This window comes from Psychrobacter sp. Ps4 (assembly GCF_022129285.1).
In the GTDB taxonomy this organism is placed as follows: Bacteria; Pseudomonadota; Gammaproteobacteria; order Pseudomonadales; family Moraxellaceae; genus Psychrobacter; species Psychrobacter immobilis_A.
In genome coordinates this window covers 76,999-102,358 of sequence record NZ_JADQAK010000005.1, presented here as the reverse complement: position 1 = coordinate 102,358, position 25,360 = coordinate 76,999, and the positions used below count along the sequence as shown (strand labels likewise).

Below are 25,360 nucleotides of genomic sequence, written 5' to 3'. Positions count from 1 at the left end.
TGGTAGTTAAACTGTAGACTTATGCCTATCTTACCAACCAGTAACTTCTTTTAGTTTCTCGCCAAGCTTAGATGGGTCACGTGTATACGCGATACCAGCATCTTCAAAGGCTTTGAATTTCTCTTCAGCCGTACCTTGACCACCAGAGATAATCGCGCCGGCATGACCCATACGCTTACCTTCTGGAGCGGTAACACCAGCGATATAACCAACAACTGGCTTAGTCACATGGTCTTTGATATAAGCGGCTGCTTCTTCTTCAGCAGTACCACCAATCTCACCGATTAGGATGATCGCTTCAGTTTGTGGATCTTCTTGGAACAGTTTCAATGCGTCAATTTGGTTCATACCGGGGATAGGATCGCCACCGATACCGATACAAGTTGATTGACCAAAACCAAGCTTAGTGGTCTGAGCAACGGCTTCATAAGTCAATGTACCAGAGCGTGAGATGATACCCACTTTACCTGGCAAATGGATATGACCTGGCATGATACCAATTTTGCACTGACCTGGCGTGATAACACCTGGGCAGTTAGGACCAACCATGCGTACGCCTTCAGCTTCTTCGATATAACGTTTTGCTTTTAGCATGTCTAAAGTAGGCACGCCTTCAGTAATAACGATAATCAATTTAACACCAGCATCTACCGCTTCAACGATAGAATCTAGTACAAATGGTGCTGGTACGTAGATAACAGAAGCGTCAGCTTGGGTGGCTTCCATAGCTTCTGCCATCGTGTTGAATACTGGTAGGCCTAAATGCGTTTGACCGCCTTTACCTGGGGTTACGCCGCCGACAACTTTAGTACCGTATTCGATCGCTTGCTCAGAGTGGAACGTACCATTTTTACCAGTAAAACCTTGTACCAATACTTTGGTATCTTTATCGATTAATACACTCATTATTTATTCCTTGTATTCGGTTGTCTTGCAATAGCCACTTGATGATGTGTTATCCATTAAATGTTAATGATAAATTTATACCAACAAGCTGCTATTACGCGTTGACTACTATGCTTAAGCACATATATTTAGAGGACTATGCCTCAAATATATTAAGCTTTAACAGCATCGACAATTTTTTGAGCCGCATCTGATAAGCCTTGGGCAGAAATCAATTTCAGACCAGACTCTTCTAGGATTTGCGCGCCTTTTTCAGCGTTGTTACCCTCTAGACGGACAACAACAGGTACTTTTACGTCAACTTCTTTGATAGCAGCGATAATCGCTTCTGCGATCATGTCACAACGTACGATACCACCGAAGATGTTGATTAGAACACCTTCAACGCTGCTGTCTTCAAGAATAATCTTGAATGCTTCAACAACGCGATCTTTAGTTGCGCCGCCGCCAACGTCCAAGAAGTTAGCAGGCTTGCCGCCGTACAATTTGATGATGTCCATCGTTGCCATTGCAAGACCAGCACCGTTAACCATACAACCGATATTGCCTTCTAGAGCAACATAGTTTAGGTCAAACTCAGCCGCTTTAAGCTCACGCTCATTTTCTTGTGACTTGTCTTGTAGTGCTGCGATTTTAGGCAGACGATACAGTGCGTTTGAATCAATACCAATTTTGCCATCAACACAAACGATTTCGCCATTTTCACGAACCGCTAGAGGGTTGATTTCTAACAAGGCAAAATCGTTATCGATGAATGCTTGATAAGCACCCGTCATCAATTTAACGAATTGATTGATTTGCTTGCCTTCTAAACCTAGTTTGAATGCCACATCACGTGCTTGGAAAGGCATCAAACCAACTAAAGGATCAACGTTTACTTTAAAGATTTTTTCTGGGGTTTCGTTAGCGACTTCTTCGATATCAACGCCGCCTTCGGTTGATGCCATGAACGTTACGCGACGCGTAGAACGATCAACGACTGCACCAAGATATAGCTCAGTTTGTACTGGATACATATCTTCTGCAACCAATACGAAGTTAACTGGTTGGCCATCAGCGTCAGTTTGGAAAGTAACCAAATTGGTACCGATTAGCTCTTCAGCAACTTGCTTGGCTTCTTCACGAGTTTTAACCAGCTTTACGCCACCCGCTTTACCGCGACCACCAGCATGTACTTGCGCTTTAATAACCGCAATGTCTGTTGGCGTTTTATCAAAAGCAGCAGCAGCTTCGTCGCCGTTATAGGCAATTATGCCTTCTTGAATCGGCAAACCATAGCTTTTTAATAGCTCTTTTGCTTGATACTCATGTAAATTCATTGATTGTATCCTTTATTTTTTACAATTAATAAAAAGTGAAAACAAGTGCGCGTATATACATATTAGACAGGCATATGGCGCACTCATGACCGTGGTGGAAGCCATAACGACCCCACCGCGATCAGGTTATAAGTTGGTACTGATCAAACTAACGACTTATTTCTTACGCTTTTTACGCTGAATGGCGTGAATAGCACGGCCATCAGCAGACAGAGCAGCTTCATGCACGGCTTCTGAAATGGTTGGATGAGCAAAAGTCATCAACTGCAAATCTTCGATACTAGAGACAAATTCCATCGCAATCATACCCTGATGGACGATATCACCAGCACCAGCAGAGATAGCATGCATACCTAATAGGCGATCTGTTTTAGCATCAGCCACGACTTTGATAGAGCCTTCTGCTTCGCTTTGAGCCAATGCACGGCCGTTCGCTGCTAGGTTGAATGAACCTGTTTTAACTTCGTAGCCAGCGGCTTCAGCTTCTTGCTCAGTCAAACCAACCCATGCGATTTCTGGATGGGTATAGATGACGTTAATGATCGTGTCATAATTAACTTGGGCTTTTTCGCCATGAATGCGCTCAACGGCCATCATGCCTTCTTCCATCGCTTTATGCGCAAGCATTGGACCACGAACCAAATCACCGATGGCATAAACACCATCAAGATTGGTTTTACATTGATCATTCACGTCGATAAGACCACGTTCAGTCAATTGAATGCCACTGTCATCACCAAGTAATTTTTCAGAATAAGCACGGCGACCAACACAAACGATCAGTTTGTCGAAGCTTTCTTCAGCTGACTCGCCTTTGGTTTCGCTCGTGACAACAACTTGATCGCCTTTGACTTCAGCATTAGTTACTTTGGTATCAACGCGGATATCAAGACCTTGCTTCTTCAGCATTTTGCCCGCTTCTTTTGCGATATCTTTGTCAGCGGCTGCTAAGAAACTTGGCAACGCTTCATAAACAACCACTTCAGCGCCTAGACGACGCCATACTGAACCAAGCTCAAGACCGATGACACCAGCACCAATCACGCCTAAACGCTTAGGTACAGCAGTGAAGTCAAGGGCGCCAGTAGAGTCAACGATGCGATCACCATCAGTTTTAGCAACTGGGATATCGATCGGCACAGAACCTGCCGCAAGAATCACGTTTTTAGCAGTGATGGTCGTTTCTGCTTCATCTGCAAGCGCGGTAAATTTAACTTTTTTATCAGCGCCCTTGCCGTCTTCTAACGTGCCCCAGCCTTGTAGCCAGTCAACGCCATTGCCTTTCAATAATGCTGCAACGCCGCCCGTCAATTGCTTAACGATACCTTCTTTACGTGCAATCATTTGCTCAATATCGATAGCAACGTCGCCGGTGCTGATACCATGTTCAGCAAGGTCATGCTTCGTCGCTTCGTAACGATGCGAGCTATCAAGTAGTGCTTTTGATGGAATGCAACCAACGTTTAAGCAAGTGCCGCCAAGTGCTGGCTCACCTTTATAAACACGTTTTTCGATACAAGCAACGCTCATACCTAACTGACCTGCACGGATAGCGGCTTCATAACCACCAGGACCGCCGCCGATGACGACTAAATCATAATTGTCTTTCATAGTACGTTCCTATTTTTAATTATCGTTCTAATTGTAAATATCGTTTACACTGAGGATTGTCTCGTTAATAAATAAGCCATATTTTGGTTCCAATTTTTTCACTTTACGGTAAATACACCATATCAGCGAAGCATTCTTATTTATTAATAAACAACTAGCACCACTGTTTAGACTAAAGTTAAAAAGCTTGTATCAGCGGTTGCCAATACAAGCTTAAAAGCTTACAGGTCTAGGAGCAACATAGCTGGATCTTCAACCAATTCTTTGATGGTTACTAAGAACTGTACCGCTTCTTTACCATCAATCATACGATGGTCATAAGACAATGCAAGATACATCATCGGTAGAATTTCAACTTTACCATCAACAGCCATTGGGCGGTCGTTGATCGCATGCATACCTAGGATAGCCGTTTGTGGTGGGTTCAAAATCGGTGTTGACATCAATGAGCCAAATACACCGCCATTTGAGATAGTGAAAGTACCACCAGTCATGTCATCTAGACCAAGTTTGCCTTTTTGAGCCAAGCCACCAAGCTCACGGATACGGCTTTCAACATCAGCCATGCTCATGCGATCGGTATCACGTAGTACTGGAACAACCAAACCACGATCAGATGATACAGCAACACCGATATCGTAGAAACCATGATAAACAATGTCATCACCGTCTAGTGACGCGTTTACTGCTGGGAAGCGCTTAAGTGCTTCGGTTGCCGCTTTCACGAACAATGACATAAAGCCTAAACGTACGCCATGACGTTTTTCGAACTGGTCTTTATATTTAGCGCGCATGTCCATTAATGGCTTCATGTTCACTTCGTTAAACGTCGTTAGCATCGCCGTTTCTTGTGAAGCTGCTAGCAGACGATTGGCGACTGTCTTACGTAGACGCGTCATTGGAACACGTTTCTCAGTACGCTCACCCATTGATTCAGCCACTGGACGGCCGCTATCAGATTTGATGCTGCTGTCTGCTTTCAATGTTGGGTTAGCCATATCCGTTTTGGTCACACGACCGCCGCGACCACTGCCTTCCACTTCTTTAGGATCAACGCCAGACTCTTTCGCTGCTTTACGAACCGCTGGGCTTTGATCTTTATGATCCGCTTCGTCTTTTTTATCTGCTGCTTGCTTAGCTTGTACTGGTGCTGCTGGTTGATCTGGATCTACCGCAGGAGCATTATCTGCACTGGCGCTTGCACCAGCTTCGAATTGACCAATGATCTCGTCAGACAACACGGTATCATCAACCTGCTTAACGATTTTGGTCACAACGCCGTTATCAGGCGCTACAACTTCTAATACGACTTTATCAGTTTCGATTTCAGCCAATAGGTCATCACGATTGACTTGCTGACCTTCAGTGACATGCCACTCAACGATAGTACCGTCGGCAACTGATTCTGGAAAAACGGGGGCTTTGATATCAGCCATCGATATACTCCTTAGATTGGGATGTTCATATTTGTTATTAAGTCGTGATAGGCAGTCAGTGCCATCTTGCATAGCGATCTTAGATAATACTATCTAGATTTTATTACAACATACTGACTGTTATCGCCTGATTCATTTATCTTCAATAATCTGTTACTTAGCCAACTCATCGACACTGATACCAAGACCACCAGCGATCAACGCTTGCTGCTGCTGAGCATGCAGTTTCGGTGACCCTGTGGCAGGTGCTGCACTCGCAGGACGAGCCACTGGCTCCATGACTTTCGCCTTGGTTGGGTGTGGTACGACGATACGGAACATATGCGGTGCTAAATAATACCAAGCGCCTTGGTTCAGCGGCTCTTCTTGCGTCCAAACGATCTCAGCCAAGTTGCTGTATTTTTCAATCTCAGCCATCAAACGCTGCTCTGGTAATGGGTAGAGCTGCTCAATACGAACAATAGCGACATGATCTAGACCTAATGCGCGGCGCTGCTCAAGCAAGTCGTAATAAACTTTACCACCACAAAGCACCATACGAGTGACTTTGTCTGCATTTTGGTTGTCCATCTCTGGCAGTACCGTTTCAAACTTACCATTCGCCAGCTCTTCAAGTTTTGAAGTGGCTAGCTTATGACGTAGTAAACTCTTCGGCGACATGACAATCAATGGCTTACGAATTGGGCGAACTGCTTGACGACGTAGCGCATGATAGATCTGCGCAGGTGTCGTTGGCGTTATTACTTGCATATTGTCTTCAGCACATAGCTGTAAGAAACGCTCAAGACGAGCAGATGAATGCTCAGGACCTTGACCTTCAAAACCGTGTGGTAATAACATAGTTAAACCACAAACGCGCTGCCACTTGGTCTCACCACTTGAGATAAACTGGTCAATCACTACCTGCGCGCCGTTGACGAAGTCACCAAACTGCGCTTCCCAGACGATCAAGGCATTTGGTACTGTCGTTGCATAACCATATTCAAAGGCTAATACCGCTTCTTCTGACAACAGTGAGTTATAAGTGGCAAAGCGGGCTTGAGTGTCACTCATATGAGCCAATGGCACATACATACTGCCATCATTGATATTATAGATTTCGCTATGACGATGTGAGAAAGTACCCCGACCCACATCTTCACCAGTAATACGTACCAATACTTTATCGTTATCGACTAGTGATGCGTATGCCAACGTTTCAGCTGCACCCCAGTTTAATGGCTCTTCGCCTGTCTGCATGGCCAAGCGCTGCTCAACCACTTTTTGGACTTGGCGTTGTAACTTATAGCCTTCTGGCATTTCCGCCATACGACGTCCATACCCTTTTAGAATCTCGATGTCGACACTGGTATCCCAATCATCCACCAAATCGTGACCTAAATAAGGTTTCCAATCGACGAACAATTCTTCGTTAGGCTCATTAACCAATGAGTTTGCAACATAGTCACCACGGTCTAAAGACTCACGATAGTCATCTTCATACTGCTTTTCTTCTTCAGCATTCAAAATACCGTCTTCGATGAGTTTTTGTGCATAAATCGTACGAGTCGTTGGTAGCTTCTTGATAACTGCATACATGAGTGGTTGAGTCGCTGACGGCTCATCGGCTTCATTATGACCATTACGGCGATAGCAGAACAGATCGATAATGATGTCTTTATCAAACTCGTGACGGTAATCTAATGCTAACTGCGCGGCAAATACGACCGACTCAGGATCATCACCATTCACATGTAGGATAGGTGCATGTACCATTTTTGCAACGTCAGTACAGTACTCAGTCGAACGCACATCTTCTTGACGGCTGGTCGTGAAACCGACTTGGTTATTGATCACAATATGTACAGTACCACCAGTGGTATAAGCACGGGTTTGTGACATTTGGAACGTTTCTTGAACCACGCCTTGACCAGCAAACGCAGCATCACCATGAATAACGATTGGCAATACTGAATTACCGCCTTTATTGTCTAAAAGTGGCTGATCGTTGCGACGCACCTGACGGGCACGTACAGAGCCTTGCAATACCGGTGCGACAATCTCAAGATGTGATGGGTTAAATGCTAAAGCCAAATGCGCTTCACCGCCTGGCGTCATCACGTTTGATGAAAAACCATTATGGTATTTAACGTCACCTGAGCCTTTTTCTGGCTGTACTTTACCATCAAACTCGTCAAACAAGTCTGCAGGGTTTTTACCTAAGATATTGACCAGTAGGTTTAGGCGACCACGGTGAGCCATACCAATGACCATCTCTTTAGTGCCATAACCGCCTGCACGTTGGATGATTTCATTGATAGCAGGGATAAAGCTTTCGCCGCCCTCTAGTCCGAAACGCTTAACGCCCGTATATTTACGTGCTAAGTATTTTTCTAGACCTTCAGCTGCTGTTAGGCGCTCAAGAATAGATAAGCGCTTTTCTTTATCAAACTTGATGTAACCTAAGTTGGTTTCTAGATACTTTTCCATCCAGCGTTTTTCAGTACTGGTGGTAACGTGCATGTATTCAGTACCAATGTAACGGCAGTAAACACGTTCCATAATTTCGATGATTTCACGCAATGGCGCTTCGTCTTTACCGATATTTAAATCATTGGTAGGAAATACTGTATCAAGGTCAGCTTCTGAAAGATTATGATAAGCAAGGGTCAAATCTTCCACTTCTGCACGTGGATGTAGATTTAACGGATCAAGCTTGGCGCGGCGATGGCCACGGCGACGGTAAGCTGAAATTAGCTGTTGTACACCCATGTGTTTAGGGTTGGCACAGTCGGCTAAGCCTGCATTTTTATCAGGCGCTTGAGTGTTAGCTTTGTTGGCAGTTTGGTTGCGAGCAAGCAACAAAAACTGCTCCTTAATAGCGTTATGCTGTGCATCGTTTGGCGATTTGTATTGTTCAAAATACGTCTGCCAATCGGTATCAACGCTATCAGGGTCGTTTAGGTACTGCTCATAAAGAGCTTCTATATAGCTGGCGTTGTCAGCAGCCAGTTCTGTATGTCCTAGGCTTGCGGCTTCTTTAGTTATACTATTCATAATAATCGTCTATTTGATAGATAAATGAATGGAATCGTGCTTATTATTGTGTAATCTGTTGTATGTGAGACATCTAAATACTTAATGCTATAAAAACTCAATCGTATTCTGTTCAGTACTGATTTATGAACCACACTTATTACTATAAAAGAAGTACGCTTGTCTGTGCTTTTGCTTATGACAGACAGTGATGCTAAATAGTGATAATAAGTGCCATTACAATACCTATATTAAAAATATAATTATTTGTGAACGTCCAGTTTTGTTATCTGACTCGTCTCACAACATTAATTTATATATACTGAAGTTAGTCATAACCAATTCATCAAAGATAAACGATCGATGAATTATTGACGCCTTCAGCTGGCCTATTATTTGGCTATCCTCGCTGGAACGTTTGGTTATTTCCGAGCTATCATTGCTTTTATGGCAAACATACGTTGCTGTATAGAGTAGCATGACAGCGTTTCGCGCCATAGTTTGTTTGTTCAATACTAACTATTTAGGTAATGAATATCTACTATCATTTTGGGTGCATTATTCCAGTCTATTACTTGTTTTGAATACTTATTTATCAGTAAGTTAAACATTAATGACTGATAGTGGTTCGTCAAAACGACTAATTATTAAAATAATGCGCTATTCTAACATTTAACGTGGTGAATATCTCTGGCTGAATACTTTTTTTCTAACAGCAATTATATAGATTGCTGACGTATATATCATGCCTTCTTACATACAACCAACGTATTGATAGCCCAGCCTTACCTTTAACCATGTCGAATAATCGTCTCTATAAGCCCTATCTGGCACTGAAAAAATTAAATAATTTTAGATATATTGTTCATAAAAAACACCACCTAATGATTAGGTGGTGTTTTTCGTACGCTATCTGCAAAAAAACCAGACAATTATAAACGATTAACCTGCTTGGTCAATGAGCATATTACGTAAGTGACCAATTGCTTTGGTTGGATTTAAACCTTTTGGACAAACTGATACACAGTTCATGATACCGCGGCAACGGAATAGGCTAAATGGATCATCTAAACGCGCTAAACGTGCTTGCGTATCACCATCACGGCTATCAGCCACGAAGCGATAAGCATGCAGTAGTGCTGATGGACCTAAGAATTTATCAGGGTTCCACCAGAACGATGGGCAGCTGGTTGAACAGCATGCGCATAGAATACATTCGTACAAACCGTTTAGCTTTTCGCGTTGCTCAGGTGACTGCAAACGCTCAGTTGGCGGCGCTGGCTGGTCATTGATCAAGTACGGATGTACTTTCTCATATTGCTCATAGAATTGGTTCATATCAACAACCAAATCGCGAACAACAGGTAGACCTGGTAATGGACGAACCGTGACTTTTTCTGGCAGAGTGTTCATGTTAATGAGACACGCTAGGCCATTTTTGCCATTGATGTTCATGCCATCAGAGCCACAAATACCTTCACGGCAAGAGCGACGGAAGGTCAGTGTTTCGTCTTCCTTTTTCAGGCGTAATAACACGTCAAGCAACATACGATCTGAGTCTAGCAACTCAATCGTATACGTTTGCATGCGCGGCGCTGCGTCCAGATCAGGATCGTAGCGATAGATTTCGATGGTGCGAGTACCTCGGCTCATAATGCTAAACTCCACACGTAGGTGATGGCGGGCATACAAAGGTTGCAGCATATCAGCGCTATTGATTAGCCCATATTGACAGTAATTATCAAATATCAACTAATCATATTGTCACGCTGGCATGAGCATGTAGCTGGCGGTCACCTTTTAATAAATGAATAAAAAATAAAACGTTTACGCTGTTCGTATCGCTAAATTGCGCAGTCTAAAATTAGTAGACGCGAACTTTCGGTTCGATATAATCAACCGTTAGTGGTACTTTACGAACTGGCTTATAAATGATGCGATTGCCTTCAGAATACCATAAGGTATGCTTCATCCACTCGTGGTCGTTACGGCCATTTGGTGCGTAATCATCATCTTCTGGACGGTCATAGTCAGACACACTATGAGCACCGCGGCTTTCGTGACGCATTGCCGCTGATACCATCGTCGCTTTGGCCACTTCATACAAGTTAGCCACTTCGAATGCTTCAATGCGCGCTGTGTTAAATACTTGTGATTTATCAGCCAAATGGATTTTTTCAATCTTGTCACCAAGCGCTAAAATCTTTTCAACACCTTCGTCCATCATCGCTTGCGTACGGAACACACTCGCATGCGCTTGCATGGTCGCACGAATCTCGTCAGCCACGTCTTGGGCATTGTAGCCTTCAGTCGACTGTTGCAGCTTGTCTAGACGACCGACCGTATAATCTAGCACGCGTGGATCTAGAGGCTTATAGTTATGATCGGCATGATGGAATTCATCAACGATATGTTTACCAGCAGCACGACCAAATACCAATAGATCAAGCAAAGAGTTGGTACCTAAACGGTTGGCACCGTGAACACTGACACAAGCACATTCACCGATAGCATAAAGACCTTTGACCACGTTGCCTTTTGCATATAGACCGTCTTCATCCGTACCTGCTTCTAGATCAGGCTTAATGACTTGACCATGGATGGTAGTTGGAATACCGCCCATCATATAGTGAATGGTTGGAATAACGGGAATTGGCTCTTTGGTGATATCAACGTTAGCGAAGTTTTTACCAATCTCAAATACCGATGGCAAACGCTTCATGATAGTTTCTACACCCAAATGGGTCATATCCATTACGATATGGTCAGCGTTTGGACCACAGCCGCGACCTTCTTTGATCTCTTGATCCATAGAACGAGAAACCAAATCACGTGGTGCCAAATCTTTCACGGTTGGCGCGTAACGCTCCATGAACGCTTCGCCATCTTTGTTACGTAAGATAGCACCTTCACCACGGCAACCTTCAGTTAACAGTACGCCTGCACCGTGGACACCCGTTGGGTGGAACTGCCAAAACTCCATGTCTTGTAATGGAATACCAGCACGAACGGCCATGCCAATACCGTCACCAGTATTGATATAAGCGTTAGTAGAAGCAGCAAAGATACGACCTGCACCACCTGTCGCTAAGACAGTAATTGGTGATTGGAATACGGCAACCGTACCTGTTTCTTGCTCAAGCGCGATAACACCGTTGATATTACCCGCTTCGTCTTTAATCAAATCAAGCGCAATCCACTCGATAAAGAACTCAGTGCCTTGCTGCAAATTCTTCTGATACAACGTATGTAATAGCGCGTGACCCGTACGGTCAGCTGCAGCACACGCACGTTGTACGGCTTTTTCGCCATAGTTCGACGTATGACCACCGAATGGGCGCTGATAAATCGTGCCGTCTTCGTTACGGTCAAACGGCATGCCCATGTGCTCAAGCTCATAGACTACTTTAGGCGCTTCACGGCACATGTATTCAATCGCGTCTTGGTCACCTAACCAATCTGACCCTTTAACAGTGTCATAAAAGTGGAAATGCCAGTTATCGTTGCTCATGTTGCCCAAACTTGCGCCGATACCGCCCTGAGCCGCAACTGTGTGCGAACGGGTTGGGAATACTTTGGTCAAAACGGCAACTTTCATGCCCGCTTCTGCCAAATGTAGTGAAGCACGCATACCTGAGCCGCCGCCACCAACGATGACTGCATCGTAGTTTAGCGTCTTAATATTACTAATGGTATTATCTTGTCTAGTTGCCATTACGGTTTTCCTAATGCCTATTAATGCTTAGAAGTAAATAAAAAGGCTGTCTCAAAATCATCCTATTGCTGGACAAAACACTTTATTGTCTTGCCACTATTTGCAATGATCAAAGTGGACGACGCTCACAACCTTTAACCACCTAATTTGCATATCTATCGTTATATTGGGTTCGTTCACTGACTAAACCATAGCGCACCTATGATATAAGTGACTGACTAAGTCAATGATGTCCAACGCTATGATTGGCTATGACTATTTTTGGCTACTAACGGATGACTTTGACATTTGCTAGTCGCGTCCGTTATTGTTTATAGATAGTAGAGGTGATAACTCATTGGTTAAACAGCAACCACACCAAAACCAGTACCCCAAAAAATCATGATGCCCCAAAATAGAAACACTAAAATAGCGATAATCATCAATGACTGTAGCACTAAGCGTAGACCTGCTGCGCTTGAGCCCAATTTGCCAGTCGTGATATAGTCGGTGAACACGGTCCACATACCAACCCAAGCATGACCAGCTAGGGCAAGTACCGCCACCAAGCTAAATAGGCGCATCGGTAAACTGGTCATAAATGATGACCATTCAAGATAGGTAACATCGCCGTGCGTCAAAAAGAAGCCCAGCAATACCACACTATAAACGGCTAAAACGACAGCGCTAATACGCTGGATAATCCAATCGCGTGAGCCTGAACCTGTCAGACCAGTCGCACTTTTGATTCCTGAATCATTTTTTATCATTAGAACATCACCCATACAAATGACGCGACAATTAGAATCGCTGCAATCACAAAACTAACCATAGACGCAGTGCGGCCAGATTTTAGCTCTTCGTTCATGCCCATATCAGCAAATAAGTGCTTAATGCCCATCACAAAGTGATAAGCAATCGCGGCAACAAATATCCATGCTAAAAAGCGCACAAGTACGTTGTCAAATACGGTTTCAAAGCTCTCAGCCGAAGCCAATGAGTTCTGTAGTAACCACAGCATGACAGGAATCAATAAAAATAAAATAATGCCAGAGATACGATGCAAGATAGAGGCGATCGCAATCGGTGAGCGATTAACGCTAATCACTTGGCTTAAAGGCAGATCAATAGGTCGGTTGCTTTTCACAGCGGGCATCCTTTTTGCGGTTATACTCCTGTATCTGCTATCAACGCTTGATATCACTGATGTCGATTAAGCATTGAGCAACACACGAGACGAATAAAGTAAGGAAGAGCTAGCTGACTTCGTTTAGTTTGCGCTAAATATGAAGAAAGGATCGTGGGGTTCAAGGTATTGATAAACTGTTTAATATCGCTCGTCAAATCGACAGGTCTATAAAACAACCCGTCTATTATACAACAAAGAAAATAAACATGAGTAAGATCGATTAACTAGTCTATTTTTACTGGTCATATCAATAAAGACAGCGCTACTCCGTCATCGATATCAATACAGCCCTTTTACTAATGACTTAAAAATAGAACAGTTAACAAAAGCATTCAAACCCTGGATTACAGATATTGTCTATCAAAACGCTAGCGCGTCGTTGCTCTGGTGCTACTCAGCCATAACCGAGTATGAATAGAAAAACGACACTACATCATGACCACTTATCAATTCGCACAAAGCGAGTGCCAGTTAAGTTCCTACAATTATAAAATGACTGGGCGATAATTACAAATTTATCCCCTAAGTAGTAAAAGGCAAACGCTAGGTTAACAAATAAATAGACAGCGGTCATACGTATCTGCCAAAATTGCTCAATTTTGAGGGAATTTACGCCAAACTCAATTTGTCTACTACGCATACTCTGTCTGTTTTTAACCCGAATATTAATAAAACCTGCTACATTATTATCGTAAAATCCTTTAAAAATTATGCGGATAATGTAGCTGTACTTACTGTCATAAAAACAAGCTTTCTAAGCAAAATAACCAATCAGACATATTTTGATACAAAAATTACAGTGAATAAACACGACTAAACCGTGCCAATTGGTGCTATTGATGGTAAAAGTCTTTTCAAATCATAAGTAATTACTGCTAATATACCCTGCGTATTAAATGAGTTAAATGCATTTTTATGATTTGACTAACGATAGACCGAGGGTATGCGTCTGTCGTAATTTTATTCTAACAAGCTAAAACCAATGGAGAGCAATTTATGGCTGACACTAATGCCAAACTAACCGTCAATGGTAAAGAATACGAGTTTCCTATTATCGAAGGTACTTTAGGGCGTCCAGTTCTAGATATTGCTGCTCTACAAGAATCAGGATTTTGGTCTTATGACCCTGGTTTTAAAGTAACCGCCCCTGTTGAATCAAAGATTACTTATATTGATGGCGGTAAAGGTGAGCTACTACACCGCGGCTACCCTATCGATCAATTGGCAAACAATGCTGAATATTTAGAAGTGGCTTATGCCTTGATTCATGGCGATTTGCCGAACGCTGAGCAAAAAGCAGATTTCTTTGAAAAAATCCGTAAGCATACGGGTGTTCATGATCAATTGCGTAAGTTCTTTGAAGGCTTCCGCCGTGACGCACATCCAATGGCCATTATGGTTGGTGTCGTTGGTGCTTTATCCGCGTTTTATCATGAAGCATTAGATGTCAGTAACGAAGAGCATCGTGAAATCACGGCTATCCGTCTAATCGCTAAAATGCCAACGCTTGCTGCGATGAGTTATAAATACTCGCAAGGCGAACCGTTCATGTATCCACGCAATGACTTTAGCTATGCTGAAAACTTCTTATACATGATGTTTGCCACGCCTGCTGATGTTGATTACCAAACCAATGACGTCATCACTCGCGCCATGGACAAAATCTTTACTTTGCATGCTGACCACGAGCAAAACGCGTCAACGTCTACGGTACGTCTAGCTGGTTCTACTGGCGCTAACCCTTATGCGTGTATCGCTGCTGGTATCGCCGCCCTTTGGGGACCATCACATGGCGGCGCGAACGAAGCCGTGCTTGAGATGTTAGATGAGATCGGTTCAGTTGAAAATGTGCCTGAATTCATGGAAAAAGTGAAAAGCCGTGAAGTGAAGCTCATGGGCTTTGGTCATCGCGTTTATAAAAACTTTGACCCACGCGCACAAGTAATGAAAGAAACTTGTGACGAAGTATTAGGCGCATTGGGCATCAATGATCCTAAGCTTGAGCTTGCCATGGCACTTGAGAAAATCGCTTTAGAAGACCCGTTCTTCGTTGAGCGTAACTTGTATCCAAACGTTGATTTTTACTCGGGCATTATCCTTAAAGCCATCGGTATCCCAACGTCAATGTTTACCGTTATTTTCTCATTGGCTCGTACTTCTGGTTGGATCAGCCATTGGTTAGAGATGCACAGCACACCGTTCAAAATCGGTCGTCCACGTCAGTTATACACTGGTGAAACGCATCGCGACTTCGTTAAAGTTGAAGACCGTAAATAGTCACTTATATTTTAGTTTTTAGAACCATAAAAAATCCCGCCATCGTGCGGGATTTTTTATGGTTCTTGTTTTATGGTTCTTACCGTCTCATTTGATACGGTTAGCCACATTACATTTTATAGAAACCCTATCCGTTACTGAATGAATAACTGAGTGAGTGACAGAATTGCGGCTACTGGAATTCTTTTAGTGTTTGCTCATATTTGGCAATTTGCTCATCATAACCTTTAATGGTGTCATTAAACTTAGTCATAAGCGTCTCAAATTCTTTTTGTTGATTCAGTTTCATCTGCTGCATATCAATCACTTGCTGAGCTTCTATCTGCTCCCAAACTTGATGCTGAATAATCAAACGCGCTAATGCTGGGCTCTTGGCACTGAGCCTACCGGCAATTTCTGCATGCTCAAATAACTGCGGAGCCAATGTCGCGATATTGATTAACGTATCAACATCTTCTGCGCTAAGAGGCGTCGTCACAGGCTGATAAAGCGCTTCTATCGCTTGCTGGTAGCTTTCGATGATTTGATCTTCTGTTAGCATGACAGGCTTACGCGGCTCAAGGCTAATGCGCTTTAACACCGTTAAATCACGCTCGCCAACTTCCGTACTGGTATTGATATCAGCCTCAGCGGAGATATCCACTTCATCATTTGTGGTGTCAGCAGATAGTGAGCTGCTATCAGCTGTGTCATTTTTATTCTCCATCACGTTATCAGTATTAGTATCGCTAGCAGTATCATCATTAAGCAGCAATGAATCCTCACTATCTGAGCTATCAGCGGCTTGTAGGGATTCATACTCTGCTTGTAAACGACGCTGTAGCCTTTGTGCTTGCGCGACATATATGGGCTGAAACTGCTTTATACGGGCAGCAGCAGAATCACTTGGGCGCATAGGCTGACTGTCTTCAGTGCTCGTTTTTTCAACGCTCTGACTGTCTTCTGGCGCAGGTTGAGTCTCTGCTTGCTGCTGACAACCACTTAACAGCAGTACGCCGCTAAGTGTTACCGCAAGCAAGGTTGACGAGTGCTGTAAAAGGGTGTTGTTTTGATTGATAGAATTATCAACCACACCTTTCTTCATTTTATAATTAGGCTTTTTTGGCAAAAATTTAAACATAAGGGTACGTGTCCTTGTTAAGGCAAAATAATAAAAACCAAAGTCGTCATGGCAATCCATTGCCAATGGATATCACTTCATATTGTCGTCAGACTTCACGATTAAAAATGGAGTACAAGCTTCTAATGCTTGACAGTCTTGTCCACGCTGACGACGAATAAAATAATCCTGAACCATACGCGCCTGCTGTTCGATACCGTAGTTAAAGAAGGATTTGCCTGTCTTGAGCACATAATCATAACGGCGATCAATAAGCGCACCGCGCACCACTTTTAAGCCTTGCTGTAATTGCCATACATGGGTTAATTCATGTATCAGCCAGCTTTTTTTACTCAATGAAGCATCGCTAAAATCTATTATCCAATCTGCTGGGTTAAAATAAATATTGCCATTAGGACTAACGGCATAATGTTTCAACACCCACCAAGCAGTCTTGAGCTGAACCTCATCGAGATTGATACTGTCGCCAAATACTGAGCGCGCCAGCGCTATCTCACCTGTAGTAAGCAAACGTGATTGCTGCTTGGCACTGCCATATAAATAGCGAGCAAACAAGCGCTGCAATATCGGCGGAGACATCATGACGGTAATACCTTATGCCTAATGAATGGATGATCAAAAATGATAGATCGTAAATCGCGCGTATCGCGCGTGATATCTGCGATCTATCAATGCTGTTGAACCGTTAATAGGGATAAAAGCATAAAAATCAAAGTGTTTGGGACATAAGCTGTACACTTGATTGACTTTTATTAACGTAAATCTGCGTTAGCCTATTGTGTATGCCACATACCAAGACACATACCAAATAGCATCTTTATAAATTAGCCTACTTTCACCATTAATGTCTAATATTCATTAGTGCGAAAATCATGCCAAACAGACAGATATGGTCTTTTTCCATAGCAATGATGAATGTAATCTAGGATGTAGTCATTTAGATGCAACAATAAAAACCCATTAATCACTGTCGTTATGAACTAATTGATAGCTGTTTAAATTGATAATAGAGATTTCTATGCCGCCTAATTTTCATGCCGATACACCCCTTGCTCAGCGTATGCGCCCAACGACACTTGATGCAATCATTGGTCAGGAACATCTACTAGCGGCAGGTGCGCCCTTGCGGCGTTTGGTCGAACAAGGGCATCTGCCATCGATTATTTTGCATGGTGAAGCTGGCATCGGCAAAACGACTATTGCCATGCTGCTGGCTGATGCTGTTGGCAGACCTTTTCATGCCTTGTCTGCCTTGAATACTGGGGTCAAACAGCTGCGAGAAGTGTTAGACAATAAGAACTCATTGGCATTTGAATCGCCAGTGGTGTTTATCGATGAGATACACCGCTTTAACAAGGCTCAGCAGGATGCCTTACTGGGCGCGGTCGAATCTGGTGATATTACCTTGATTGGTGCGACAACTGAAAACCCGTCCTTTAGCATCAATAATGCGCTGCTATCACGTTGCCAAGTGTATCGTTTAGAGCCACTGACGCCTGAACAAATCAGTGCGGTATTGCAAAGGGCAATTTCAGAAGATTCAGTGCTGAAAAATTTGACGGTTGATTTACAAGCACAGGACACTATCAGCCAACTGGCGCATGGCGATGCTAGAAAGGCGCTGAATTTATTAGAGCTGGCTATTCAAACGGCGGACACTAAGCAATCACCCCTCGTCATTAACGATGAATTGGTCGCTCGTGTCGCCCAAACAGCTCTAGTTCGCTATGACAAAGATGGCGAGCAGCATTACGATATTATCTCGGCGATGATAAAGTCCGTACGTGGCTCAGACCCTGATGCTGCGCTTTATTGGATGGCGCGGATGTTAGTTGGCGGTGAGCCTGCTGATTTTATCGCGCGGCGTTTGGTCATCTTGGCCAGTGAAGATATTGGTAATGCCAACCCTAATGCTTTACTGCTTGCCGATGCAGCATTACGTAGTGTGCAATCAATTGGTATGCCAGAAGCGCGTATTATCTTGGGACAAGTAGTGGTTTATCTGGCGACCAGTGCCAAAAGTAACAGCACTTATAAAGCCATCAATGCTGCCATGACGTTGGCAGAAAAAGATGCCTCTCCTGTGCCGCTACACCTACGTAATGGCGTAACCAAACTGATGCGCAATCAAGGCTATGGTCAAGGTTACGCCTATCCACACGATTATCCCAATCACTATTATCCGCAGTCTTATTTACCAGATAATTTAGTAGGTACCAGCTTTTATGAATTTGCCGACAACCAGCGCGAGCAACACAGTAAACAGTTTATGGATTGGCTAAAAAGCCAAGCAGCCAGTAACGACTGATGGCTCACAATATAGGTTAGCCCATTGCTTACTGCGTCATTGAATATATGAATCGTCGGGACCATTAGTAATACTTATCACTATATTTGACAGACTGGCCCATATAGTTTTGAGATGAATCAGCACAGTGGGCTGAAAAGCGTTAAAATGTCCTCATATTGATATATAAGCAATGATTAGATAATGTCTACGGTGGATCAATTTGATCCGATGCACTTTGCCTAACCGCAACAGCGCTCTGTAGCATCTACTGTTACAATAGACAGATAATGCTTTGTATTCCACATCACACCTATCTATAAATAATAAAATATTGAGACTTACTATGAGTTTAAATACGATTCCTGAGATTATCGAAGACATTCGTGCTGGCAAGATGGTCATCTTAATGGATGATGAAGACCGTGAAAATGAAGGTGATATCATTATGGCAGCGACCCATGTGCGCCCTGAAGATATTAACTTTATGATTACTCATGCACGTGGTTTGGTCTGCTTGACCTTGTCACAAGCACGCTGCCAACAGTTGGCGTTGCCGCTGATGTCTGATCGTAACGAGGCAAAATTTAGTACCAACTTTACGGTCTCTATCGAAGCCGCTGAAGGCGTTACAACGGGTATCTCTGCTGCTGATCGCGCTCGTACAATTCAAGCAGCGGTTTCTTCTTCGGCAAAACCTGAAGACATCGTCCAGCCTGGACATATCTTCCCAATCATGGCTCAAAATGGTGGCGTCTTGCATCGCGCTGGACATACAGAAGCTGGTTGTGATTTAGCACGCCTAGCAGGGCTTGAGCCCGCAGCAGTGATTGTCGAAATCATCAATGCCGATGGTACGATGGCTCGCCGTGATGATCTAGAGATATTTGCCGAAGAGCATGGCATCAAGATGGGTACAATTGCTGACCTCATCAACTACCGCATCGCGAACGAGCAAACGGTAGAAGAAATTGAGTCGCGTCCTTTTGAAACGGAATACGGCACCTTTACGCTACATCGCTTCCGCGAATTTGGCGCTGATGAAACGCATTTGGCTTTGGTAAAAGGCGATGTGAGCGAAGGCGTCAGCACTGTCCGTGTCCATGGTTTTCACCCACTACGCGACTTGTTTGCTGCCAAAAATGATATGACGGGTCGTAGTGGCTGGAGCGTACGCTCAGCGCTGGAGGAAATTAGTAATTCAGATCGCGGCGTATTAGTTTGGATTGGTAGCAACCAGCCAATAGATTTAGGAGAGGCGTTAGACAAAGCGGCAGACAATGAATCGCAATCGACCATTGCTCAGCAGCCGTATCGCAGCATTGGTGTTGGTGCACAGATTTTGCGTCATTTAGGCGTTCGTGATATGCGTTTATTATCATCACCCATGAAGTTTTACGCATTATCAGGCTTTGACTTGAACGTCATCGATTTCGTACATGCGCCAAAGCAAGATTAATGTTTGATTGACTGACTGTTTGACTGGCTAATTCGATATCAGTCAAATAGCAAAAGGGCACGCTAACGTTACGTTAGCGTGCCCTTTTTTCACATATTTAATATTCAGTGCTAAAGCTTTGGTGTATGACCAACTTTCGCTTCTAATGCCAATAGCCGAGCGCGCTCTTCCTCTGTCCAAGCTAATTTACGCTTTCCCTCACTATCGAGACGTACCACGACTGCCTCAGCTGTCGCGACGATGGACGCTTGCGCGGTGCTATAGTAGCTATATTCCATCACGATACTCGTATTGCCCAAGCGCTGACAGCGCACTCCTAATAGCAAAGTATCAGGATAAGTCACAGGGCGTAAATACTGGCAGCTAGATTGTGCCAATACCGTCACCATATTACCATCAAACATACCTAGCGCCTGCAAATAGCCAATTCGTGCTGATTCAGCATAACGGTAATAAATCACATTATTTAAATGGTTAAACGCATCCATCTCGCCCCAGTGAATGGGCTGGTGATGAATAATGGGATAATGAGACAATTCGTCAGGATGATTATCTGCGATATTGGAGGCTGCATGTGCTGCTTGATTCAAACTGTCCATAACGTCACTTCTCTTATTTTTGTATTCATAAATCTATCAATCAACATCCATTGAACCACTAACGCTGAGATTTATCCAAAATCTGAGTGGTCAACAATGGCGTTGGTTTCGGTGCATTGGCAATCAATTTATCTAACCAATCTATGACTTCTGCGATATTTGTGGGAGAAGATCTGGTTGGTAGGTTCTTGTCGGTAGAGGTTTGTTTTTTGCCTGTGGACGCAGCATTAGAGGAACTTTCAGTATTAGTCATGGCTGCCTTTGGCGCTGACTCTTGAGGAATATCAGACTTCGGCACCAAGGTTTGTAGTTGATTTCGTGCTTGACGCAAATAACCAACCAGCTGCTCTTGTTCGCGCATATTGCTGGCTTGACTGGCCAGATTTAAGGTCATAATCACTTCGTGAATGGTCAGTTGTTTGCGCGAGAGGCTCATATTATTATCAGCGCTATTGTGCGATGTCGCCTCACTACTCACACGCTTATAGCTGTGCAAAAACTCTTGAATATTTTGGATGGCGAGGTTTTGTAGCTGCCAAGGACTAGGCTGAGTGCTGCTCGCCTGCAAACGTTCGATGTCTTTCATCAAGCTTTGTTTGATCACAACCGTTAGCGCTGGAGCAATCTCATTGCTACTTTGCGAAAGCTGCCAATGCAGACCACGCAACAAATCAATAGCCGCACTGTCGTTATTGTCTGCCAACAATCTATCAGCGGCTTGTATCTGAATACGCAGTAAATCTAACTGGTTTTGCGCTTGGCTACTGGCGGCAGATCGAGGCTCTGGCAGCGTCTGCTGACTCATCGCAAATAGACGGTCATCCATCTCATTCAGACGGCTGACGACTTGCTCGTTGCTTTGCAAACGCTCATTAACACTATGTTGGAAACGCTGCTGGCTGATGTAGAGCCACAATAGGGCTGCCATAAGCAACAAGATAACCAGCCACTGCAGGCGCAACAAAAACACATTTGCTTGTCGGCGCTGCTGAGTAGCAGAAGGTTCCTGAGATAACGATTCAGAATTTATTGACATAAGGCAGCACCGTTATTTTGGCTAAAACAAGTTTAAAGCGAATAAATAAAAAGTGAAACATAATAGATAAGGACAGATCATCGGTTGGTACATTTATACATTTAACAGGCTTTAGCATGGATAGCAGCAAGAATGGTTTCTGGCGCCAAATCTTCCACACGCCAATAACTTAACTGCTGCTCAGCGACCATATTGGCTAAACGCTCACCCAACACCACATAAGAAAAGTCTGACAATTTATAGGGCAAAATAGCAGGAGTTTCTCTGGCTGTTTCTTGCTCTAATGCCTTTTCTGTTACAGCCCGAACGATGCTTTCCCAATGTTCAAAGGCTGTACCGCTACTGACCACAACGATTGGCTTTGGCTGACTAGCTGATGTATCTTGCATACCATTGCGAGCTAAAACCCCTTGTAGCCACTGCTCGTATTGAGCCATCGCCTCGACTGGCATTATGCGCTCATACCAAGCAATGCTATCGATATGCACACCGCGTGCCAGCAACGTATCGACCAATAATCGCCTACCACCCAATCCGCGCCACACGAGCAACTTGTCACCTGCTTGCAAACGCTCAATCTCAGGCATCGCTAGCATACCTTCGTTATTGGCAATATGAGGCTGAAGCACTTGGTAATTCGTTGCCTCGATTTTGGCATTGTTTAATACCGACGCGGTCGCTTCACCCACGGCAATCAAATAGCTCGGCGCTTGCAGAGCATTAATTGCTATATCTTTTCGCTCATTATTATTATCATCGTCATTGTCATGGTTTTGAGCTTGACGCTCATCTTCAAGCGCTTGCCACACAGCCAGTCCTGAAGCGGCTGCCGTTGGGCTAACAATCACAAGCGCCTTATAATTGCCTGCTAGCCACTGCCGCATCAGCGTCATGTCTTGCTCAGTCGTTGGGCGCGATTGTAACGTCAACATTGGTATCTCCACCACCGTCAGCCCTGCTGCTTGTAGATGATCCGTCAATGCAGCGGCACGCTCCACTGGGCGAGTATTAATGACTACTTGCGTGAGTGATGACTCATTATTTGATTGACCGTTAGCAATAAGCTGGGCGTGATTTAATGTTGATGACATAGACGTACCATGACAAAAGACTGATAGAATTGGCTTAACGATAGCCCTAGCATCAATAATACTGGGGCTATGACTAAGATAATCAAAATACTGGTATGTTATTCAGGATGATAAATCGCTGATAAGATATCACCCGCGCCATCGGCAAGCAGTATATTGGCAACATCAATACCAAGCTGATTAGCCTGTACTTCTTGCTCGGCTTGTGTGCCAATCAACGTGACGCGTTTTTCTGCTTTTAGCAGCTCGCTGCCATCCGCTTGACCGACGCGGCCACGTAGCCATAACACATTGCCGTTGTCGTTATTGCCATTGTCACCGTTATCATCATTGTTGCTGCTCGTTTCATCCGCCATTTGTAACACGGCATAAGCGGCGATCGGCACTTGGCAGCCACCCTCTAAGTGACGGTTTAGCGCGCGCTCAGCAATGAGGCGGATACGAGCTTTATCATCATTCAGTGGTGCCAGTAATGTTAACACTTCATCATCACCTTCACGGCATTCGATCGCTAAGGCGCCCTGACCAACCGCAGGCAGGCAGGCATTGATATCAAGCTCGCCGCGTATGCGCTCATCCAGCTCGATACGCTGCAAACCACTGGTTGCTAAAATAATCGCATCATACTCGCCAGCATCTAGCTTGCCCAAACGTGTACCAACGTTACCGCGTAGGGTTTTGATTTGTAGGTCTGGGCGATAGGCTTTAAGCTGACACTGACGACGCAAACTTGACGTGCCAACGACTGCCCCTTGCGGCAACTCATCAATACTATTATAGGTGTTAGACACAAAAGCATCAGTCGGTGAGGCGCGTTTGCAATAGACGCCCAGCATCAAGCCTTCAGGAAGCTGCATCGGTACGTCCTTTAATGAATGTACCGCGATGTCCGCTTGTTTGTCATATAGTGCTTGCTCAAGCTCTTTGACAAACAAACCTTTACCGCCTATTTTAGCCAAAGGTGTGTCCAAAATCTTGTCACCCTTAGTGACAATTTTTAGCAAGTTAATCGTCAATTCAGGATAAAAATCTAGTAGACGAGCACGGATATGCTCAGCTTGCCATAGTGCTAAAGGGCTCTGACGCGTGGCGATATTCAAGGTAGTCAAAGCAGTTTGCTGCGGATTGCTCATAAAGGGCCTCAATAAATTCGATACTGTTCACGTCAGTACTATGCAGGTCAGTATTAAACAATACTGCAAATTTTCCACAAAAAATGGGCGATATAAACCATATATAGTCAATGCTGACGCAAAAAAATACCCCTATTTAAGCATAAATAAAGGCTTGATGATATGGGATGATTATTTCACGGTTATTTTGCTGTTATTTCACTAGACAAACCGCAGCTTACATGCTTTGAATCTTGTCACGTAATGCAGGTAAGTGACGGCGGCTAACCGCGAGTGTCTCATCAATGCCTTTAAAGCGTATTTGATATTGTCCTGCATCCAACGTTTCTAAAAAGTCCAAAAAGCTAAGGTTGATGATGGCATTACGGTGCACCCGAAAAAGCCGATCCTCAAATTCTTGTTCAAGCTCTTTTAGCGTCTCATCAATCAGGACAATGCCATCTTTGTGACGGACTTTGACGTACTTTTGATCGGCGGTAAAATAATAGATATCTTTGAGCTTGATGAGCTCAACGCCTCGGTGAGTACGAGCAGCGATATGCTCACGTACTGGACGCGCTGTTGGGTCTTCGAGTTTACGAATCTCATTTAACTGCGCCGCGTTCAAATTTTTCGCTTTATCTAGTGCTTCTAGTAACTCGTCTTTATTGGCAGGCTTTAATAAATAACCAATCGCATTGGCTTTTAGCGCGGCAATGGCATAATGATCATAAGCGGTGACAAATATAATGGCTGGCGGATGCTCAAGTTTGGCAAGCTCTTGCGCACAGCGCACCCCATCCATCTCAGGCATACGAATATCTAATAATATGATGTCTGGCTGCTGAGTTTTGACAGCGATAATGGCTTCTGCACCCGTGGTTGCTTGAGCAACGACTTGATGACCTGACTCCTGTACAATTCTAACCAAACGCTCACGTGCTAGTGGCTCATCATCACAAACTACGATACGCATGCAAACTCCAATCCCAGGATAAAATTAGTATTTTTTTCAATGACCTTACCAACATATTAGCACTCATTACCAATCACTTAGCATAAAAATCTTTAATTATTTCATAAAACAATGACTGGCTATATTGACGTTGATAGCCTTGTGCATTGAGTTTTATTGCGATGCATTTATCGATAATAATTTTTATGGGGAATCATGGCTAAATACAAAGTAAAACAACCCATTCCATTAGC

Annotated in this window: 19 protein-coding genes; 3 read left to right on the top strand and 16 right to left on the bottom strand. The window is 43.9% G+C overall.

The features are described 5' to 3' along the window. Positions 1-30 precede the first annotated feature (30 nt). The 9 genes from sucD to sdhC all read right to left on the bottom strand — a co-directional run bounded on the left by sucD (position 31) and on the right by sdhC (position 13,137). The gene (sucD, locus tag I3252_RS04690) at positions 31-906 is read right to left on the bottom strand and encodes a succinate--CoA ligase subunit alpha (RefSeq protein WP_045455414.1); all 876 of its coding nucleotides are present in this window, start codon (positions 904-906) and stop codon (positions 31-33) included. A 152-nt stretch (positions 907-1,058) separates the two neighbouring features. Continuing rightward, positions 1,059-2,225 (bottom strand): ADP-forming succinate--CoA ligase subunit beta, encoded by a 1,167-nt coding sequence (gene sucC / locus I3252_RS04685; RefSeq protein WP_055123662.1) that lies wholly within the window; start codon positions 2,223-2,225, stop codon positions 1,059-1,061. Between the two features lie 156 nt (positions 2,226-2,381). Further along, entirely contained in the window at positions 2,382-3,836 is a 1,455-nt protein-coding gene (lpdA, locus tag I3252_RS04680; RefSeq protein WP_238034366.1) for a dihydrolipoyl dehydrogenase, read from the bottom strand. 221 nt (positions 3,837-4,057) lie between these two features. Further along, a complete protein-coding gene (gene odhB, locus I3252_RS04675) occupies positions 4,058-5,272 on the bottom strand; it encodes a 2-oxoglutarate dehydrogenase complex dihydrolipoyllysine-residue succinyltransferase (RefSeq protein ID WP_238034365.1) in 1,215 nt (404 codons plus the stop codon). Between the two features lie 153 nt (positions 5,273-5,425). Continuing rightward, positions 5,426-8,308, bottom strand: coding sequence for a 2-oxoglutarate dehydrogenase E1 component (locus tag I3252_RS04670; RefSeq protein WP_238034364.1), 2,883 nt, complete (start codon positions 8,306-8,308; stop codon positions 5,426-5,428). 921 nt (positions 8,309-9,229) lie between these two features. Then, positions 9,230-9,940 carry a succinate dehydrogenase iron-sulfur subunit gene (locus tag I3252_RS04665; RefSeq protein ID WP_055123743.1) on the bottom strand — a complete coding sequence of 237 codons (711 nt, stop codon included), beginning with the start codon at positions 9,938-9,940 and terminating at the stop codon, positions 9,230-9,232. 211 nt (positions 9,941-10,151) lie between these two features. Next, positions 10,152-12,002 carry a succinate dehydrogenase flavoprotein subunit gene (gene sdhA / locus I3252_RS04660; RefSeq protein ID WP_055123666.1) on the bottom strand — a complete coding sequence of 617 codons (1,851 nt, stop codon included), beginning with the start codon at positions 12,000-12,002 and terminating at the stop codon, positions 10,152-10,154. A 341-nt stretch (positions 12,003-12,343) separates the two neighbouring features. Then, positions 12,344-12,730 (bottom strand): succinate dehydrogenase, hydrophobic membrane anchor protein, encoded by a 387-nt coding sequence (gene sdhD / locus I3252_RS04655; protein ID WP_227500963.1) that lies wholly within the window; start codon positions 12,728-12,730, stop codon positions 12,344-12,346. A gap of 20 nt (positions 12,731-12,750) precedes the next feature. Continuing rightward, on the bottom strand, positions 12,751-13,137 hold the full coding sequence (gene sdhC, locus I3252_RS04650; protein WP_083475612.1) for a succinate dehydrogenase, cytochrome b556 subunit: 387 nt from the start codon (positions 13,135-13,137) through the stop codon (positions 12,751-12,753). 1,029 nt (positions 13,138-14,166) lie between these two features. On the opposite strand from sdhC, the gene gltA reads away from it, so the two are divergent. After that, positions 14,167-15,447: a citrate synthase gene (gene gltA / locus I3252_RS04645; RefSeq protein WP_055123667.1), complete on the top strand. Its 1,281-nt coding sequence runs from the start codon at positions 14,167-14,169 to the stop codon at positions 15,445-15,447. Positions 15,448-15,619: 172 nt separating this feature from the next. On the opposite strand, the gene I3252_RS04640 is transcribed toward gltA, so the two are convergent. Both I3252_RS04640 and I3252_RS04635 read right to left on the bottom strand, forming a co-directional pair. Continuing rightward, positions 15,620-16,567 carry a hypothetical protein gene (locus I3252_RS04640; protein ID WP_238034363.1) on the bottom strand — a complete coding sequence of 316 codons (948 nt, stop codon included), beginning with the start codon at positions 16,565-16,567 and terminating at the stop codon, positions 15,620-15,622. Between the two features lie 72 nt (positions 16,568-16,639). Beyond that, positions 16,640-17,146 carry a type IV secretion protein Rhs gene (locus I3252_RS04635; RefSeq protein ID WP_238034403.1) on the bottom strand — a complete coding sequence of 169 codons (507 nt, stop codon included), beginning with the start codon at positions 17,144-17,146 and terminating at the stop codon, positions 16,640-16,642. A 439-nt stretch (positions 17,147-17,585) separates the two neighbouring features. On the opposite strand from I3252_RS04635, the gene I3252_RS04630 reads away from it, so the two are divergent. Beyond that, positions 17,586-18,875, top strand: coding sequence for a replication-associated recombination protein A (locus I3252_RS04630; protein ID WP_238034362.1), 1,290 nt, complete (start codon positions 17,586-17,588; stop codon positions 18,873-18,875). 325 nt (positions 18,876-19,200) lie between these two features. Continuing rightward, positions 19,201-20,313: a bifunctional 3,4-dihydroxy-2-butanone-4-phosphate synthase/GTP cyclohydrolase II gene (ribBA, locus tag I3252_RS04625; RefSeq protein ID WP_238034361.1), complete on the top strand. Its 1,113-nt coding sequence runs from the start codon at positions 19,201-19,203 to the stop codon at positions 20,311-20,313. A 110-nt stretch (positions 20,314-20,423) separates the two neighbouring features. On the opposite strand, the gene I3252_RS04620 is transcribed toward ribBA, so the two are convergent. The 5 genes from I3252_RS04620 to I3252_RS04600 form a co-directional block, all read right to left on the bottom strand. After that, entirely contained in the window at positions 20,424-20,912 is a 489-nt protein-coding gene (locus I3252_RS04620; RefSeq protein ID WP_238034360.1) for a thioesterase family protein, read from the bottom strand. 58 nt (positions 20,913-20,970) lie between these two features. Beyond that, positions 20,971-21,948: a hypothetical protein gene (locus I3252_RS04615; protein WP_238034359.1), complete on the bottom strand. Its 978-nt coding sequence runs from the start codon at positions 21,946-21,948 to the stop codon at positions 20,971-20,973. Between the two features lie 101 nt (positions 21,949-22,049). Beyond that, entirely contained in the window at positions 22,050-23,039 is a 990-nt protein-coding gene (locus tag I3252_RS04610; protein WP_238034358.1) for a uroporphyrinogen-III synthase, read from the bottom strand. Positions 23,040-23,137: 98 nt separating this feature from the next. Further along, complete coding sequence (hemC, locus tag I3252_RS04605) at positions 23,138-24,172, bottom strand: hydroxymethylbilane synthase (RefSeq protein WP_201552350.1); 1,035 nt, start codon at positions 24,170-24,172, stop codon at positions 23,138-23,140. Positions 24,173-24,389: 217 nt separating this feature from the next. Continuing rightward, positions 24,390-25,127: a LytTR family DNA-binding domain-containing protein gene (locus tag I3252_RS04600; protein WP_045443089.1), complete on the bottom strand. Its 738-nt coding sequence runs from the start codon at positions 25,125-25,127 to the stop codon at positions 24,390-24,392. Positions 25,128-25,360: the final 233 nt, after the last annotated feature.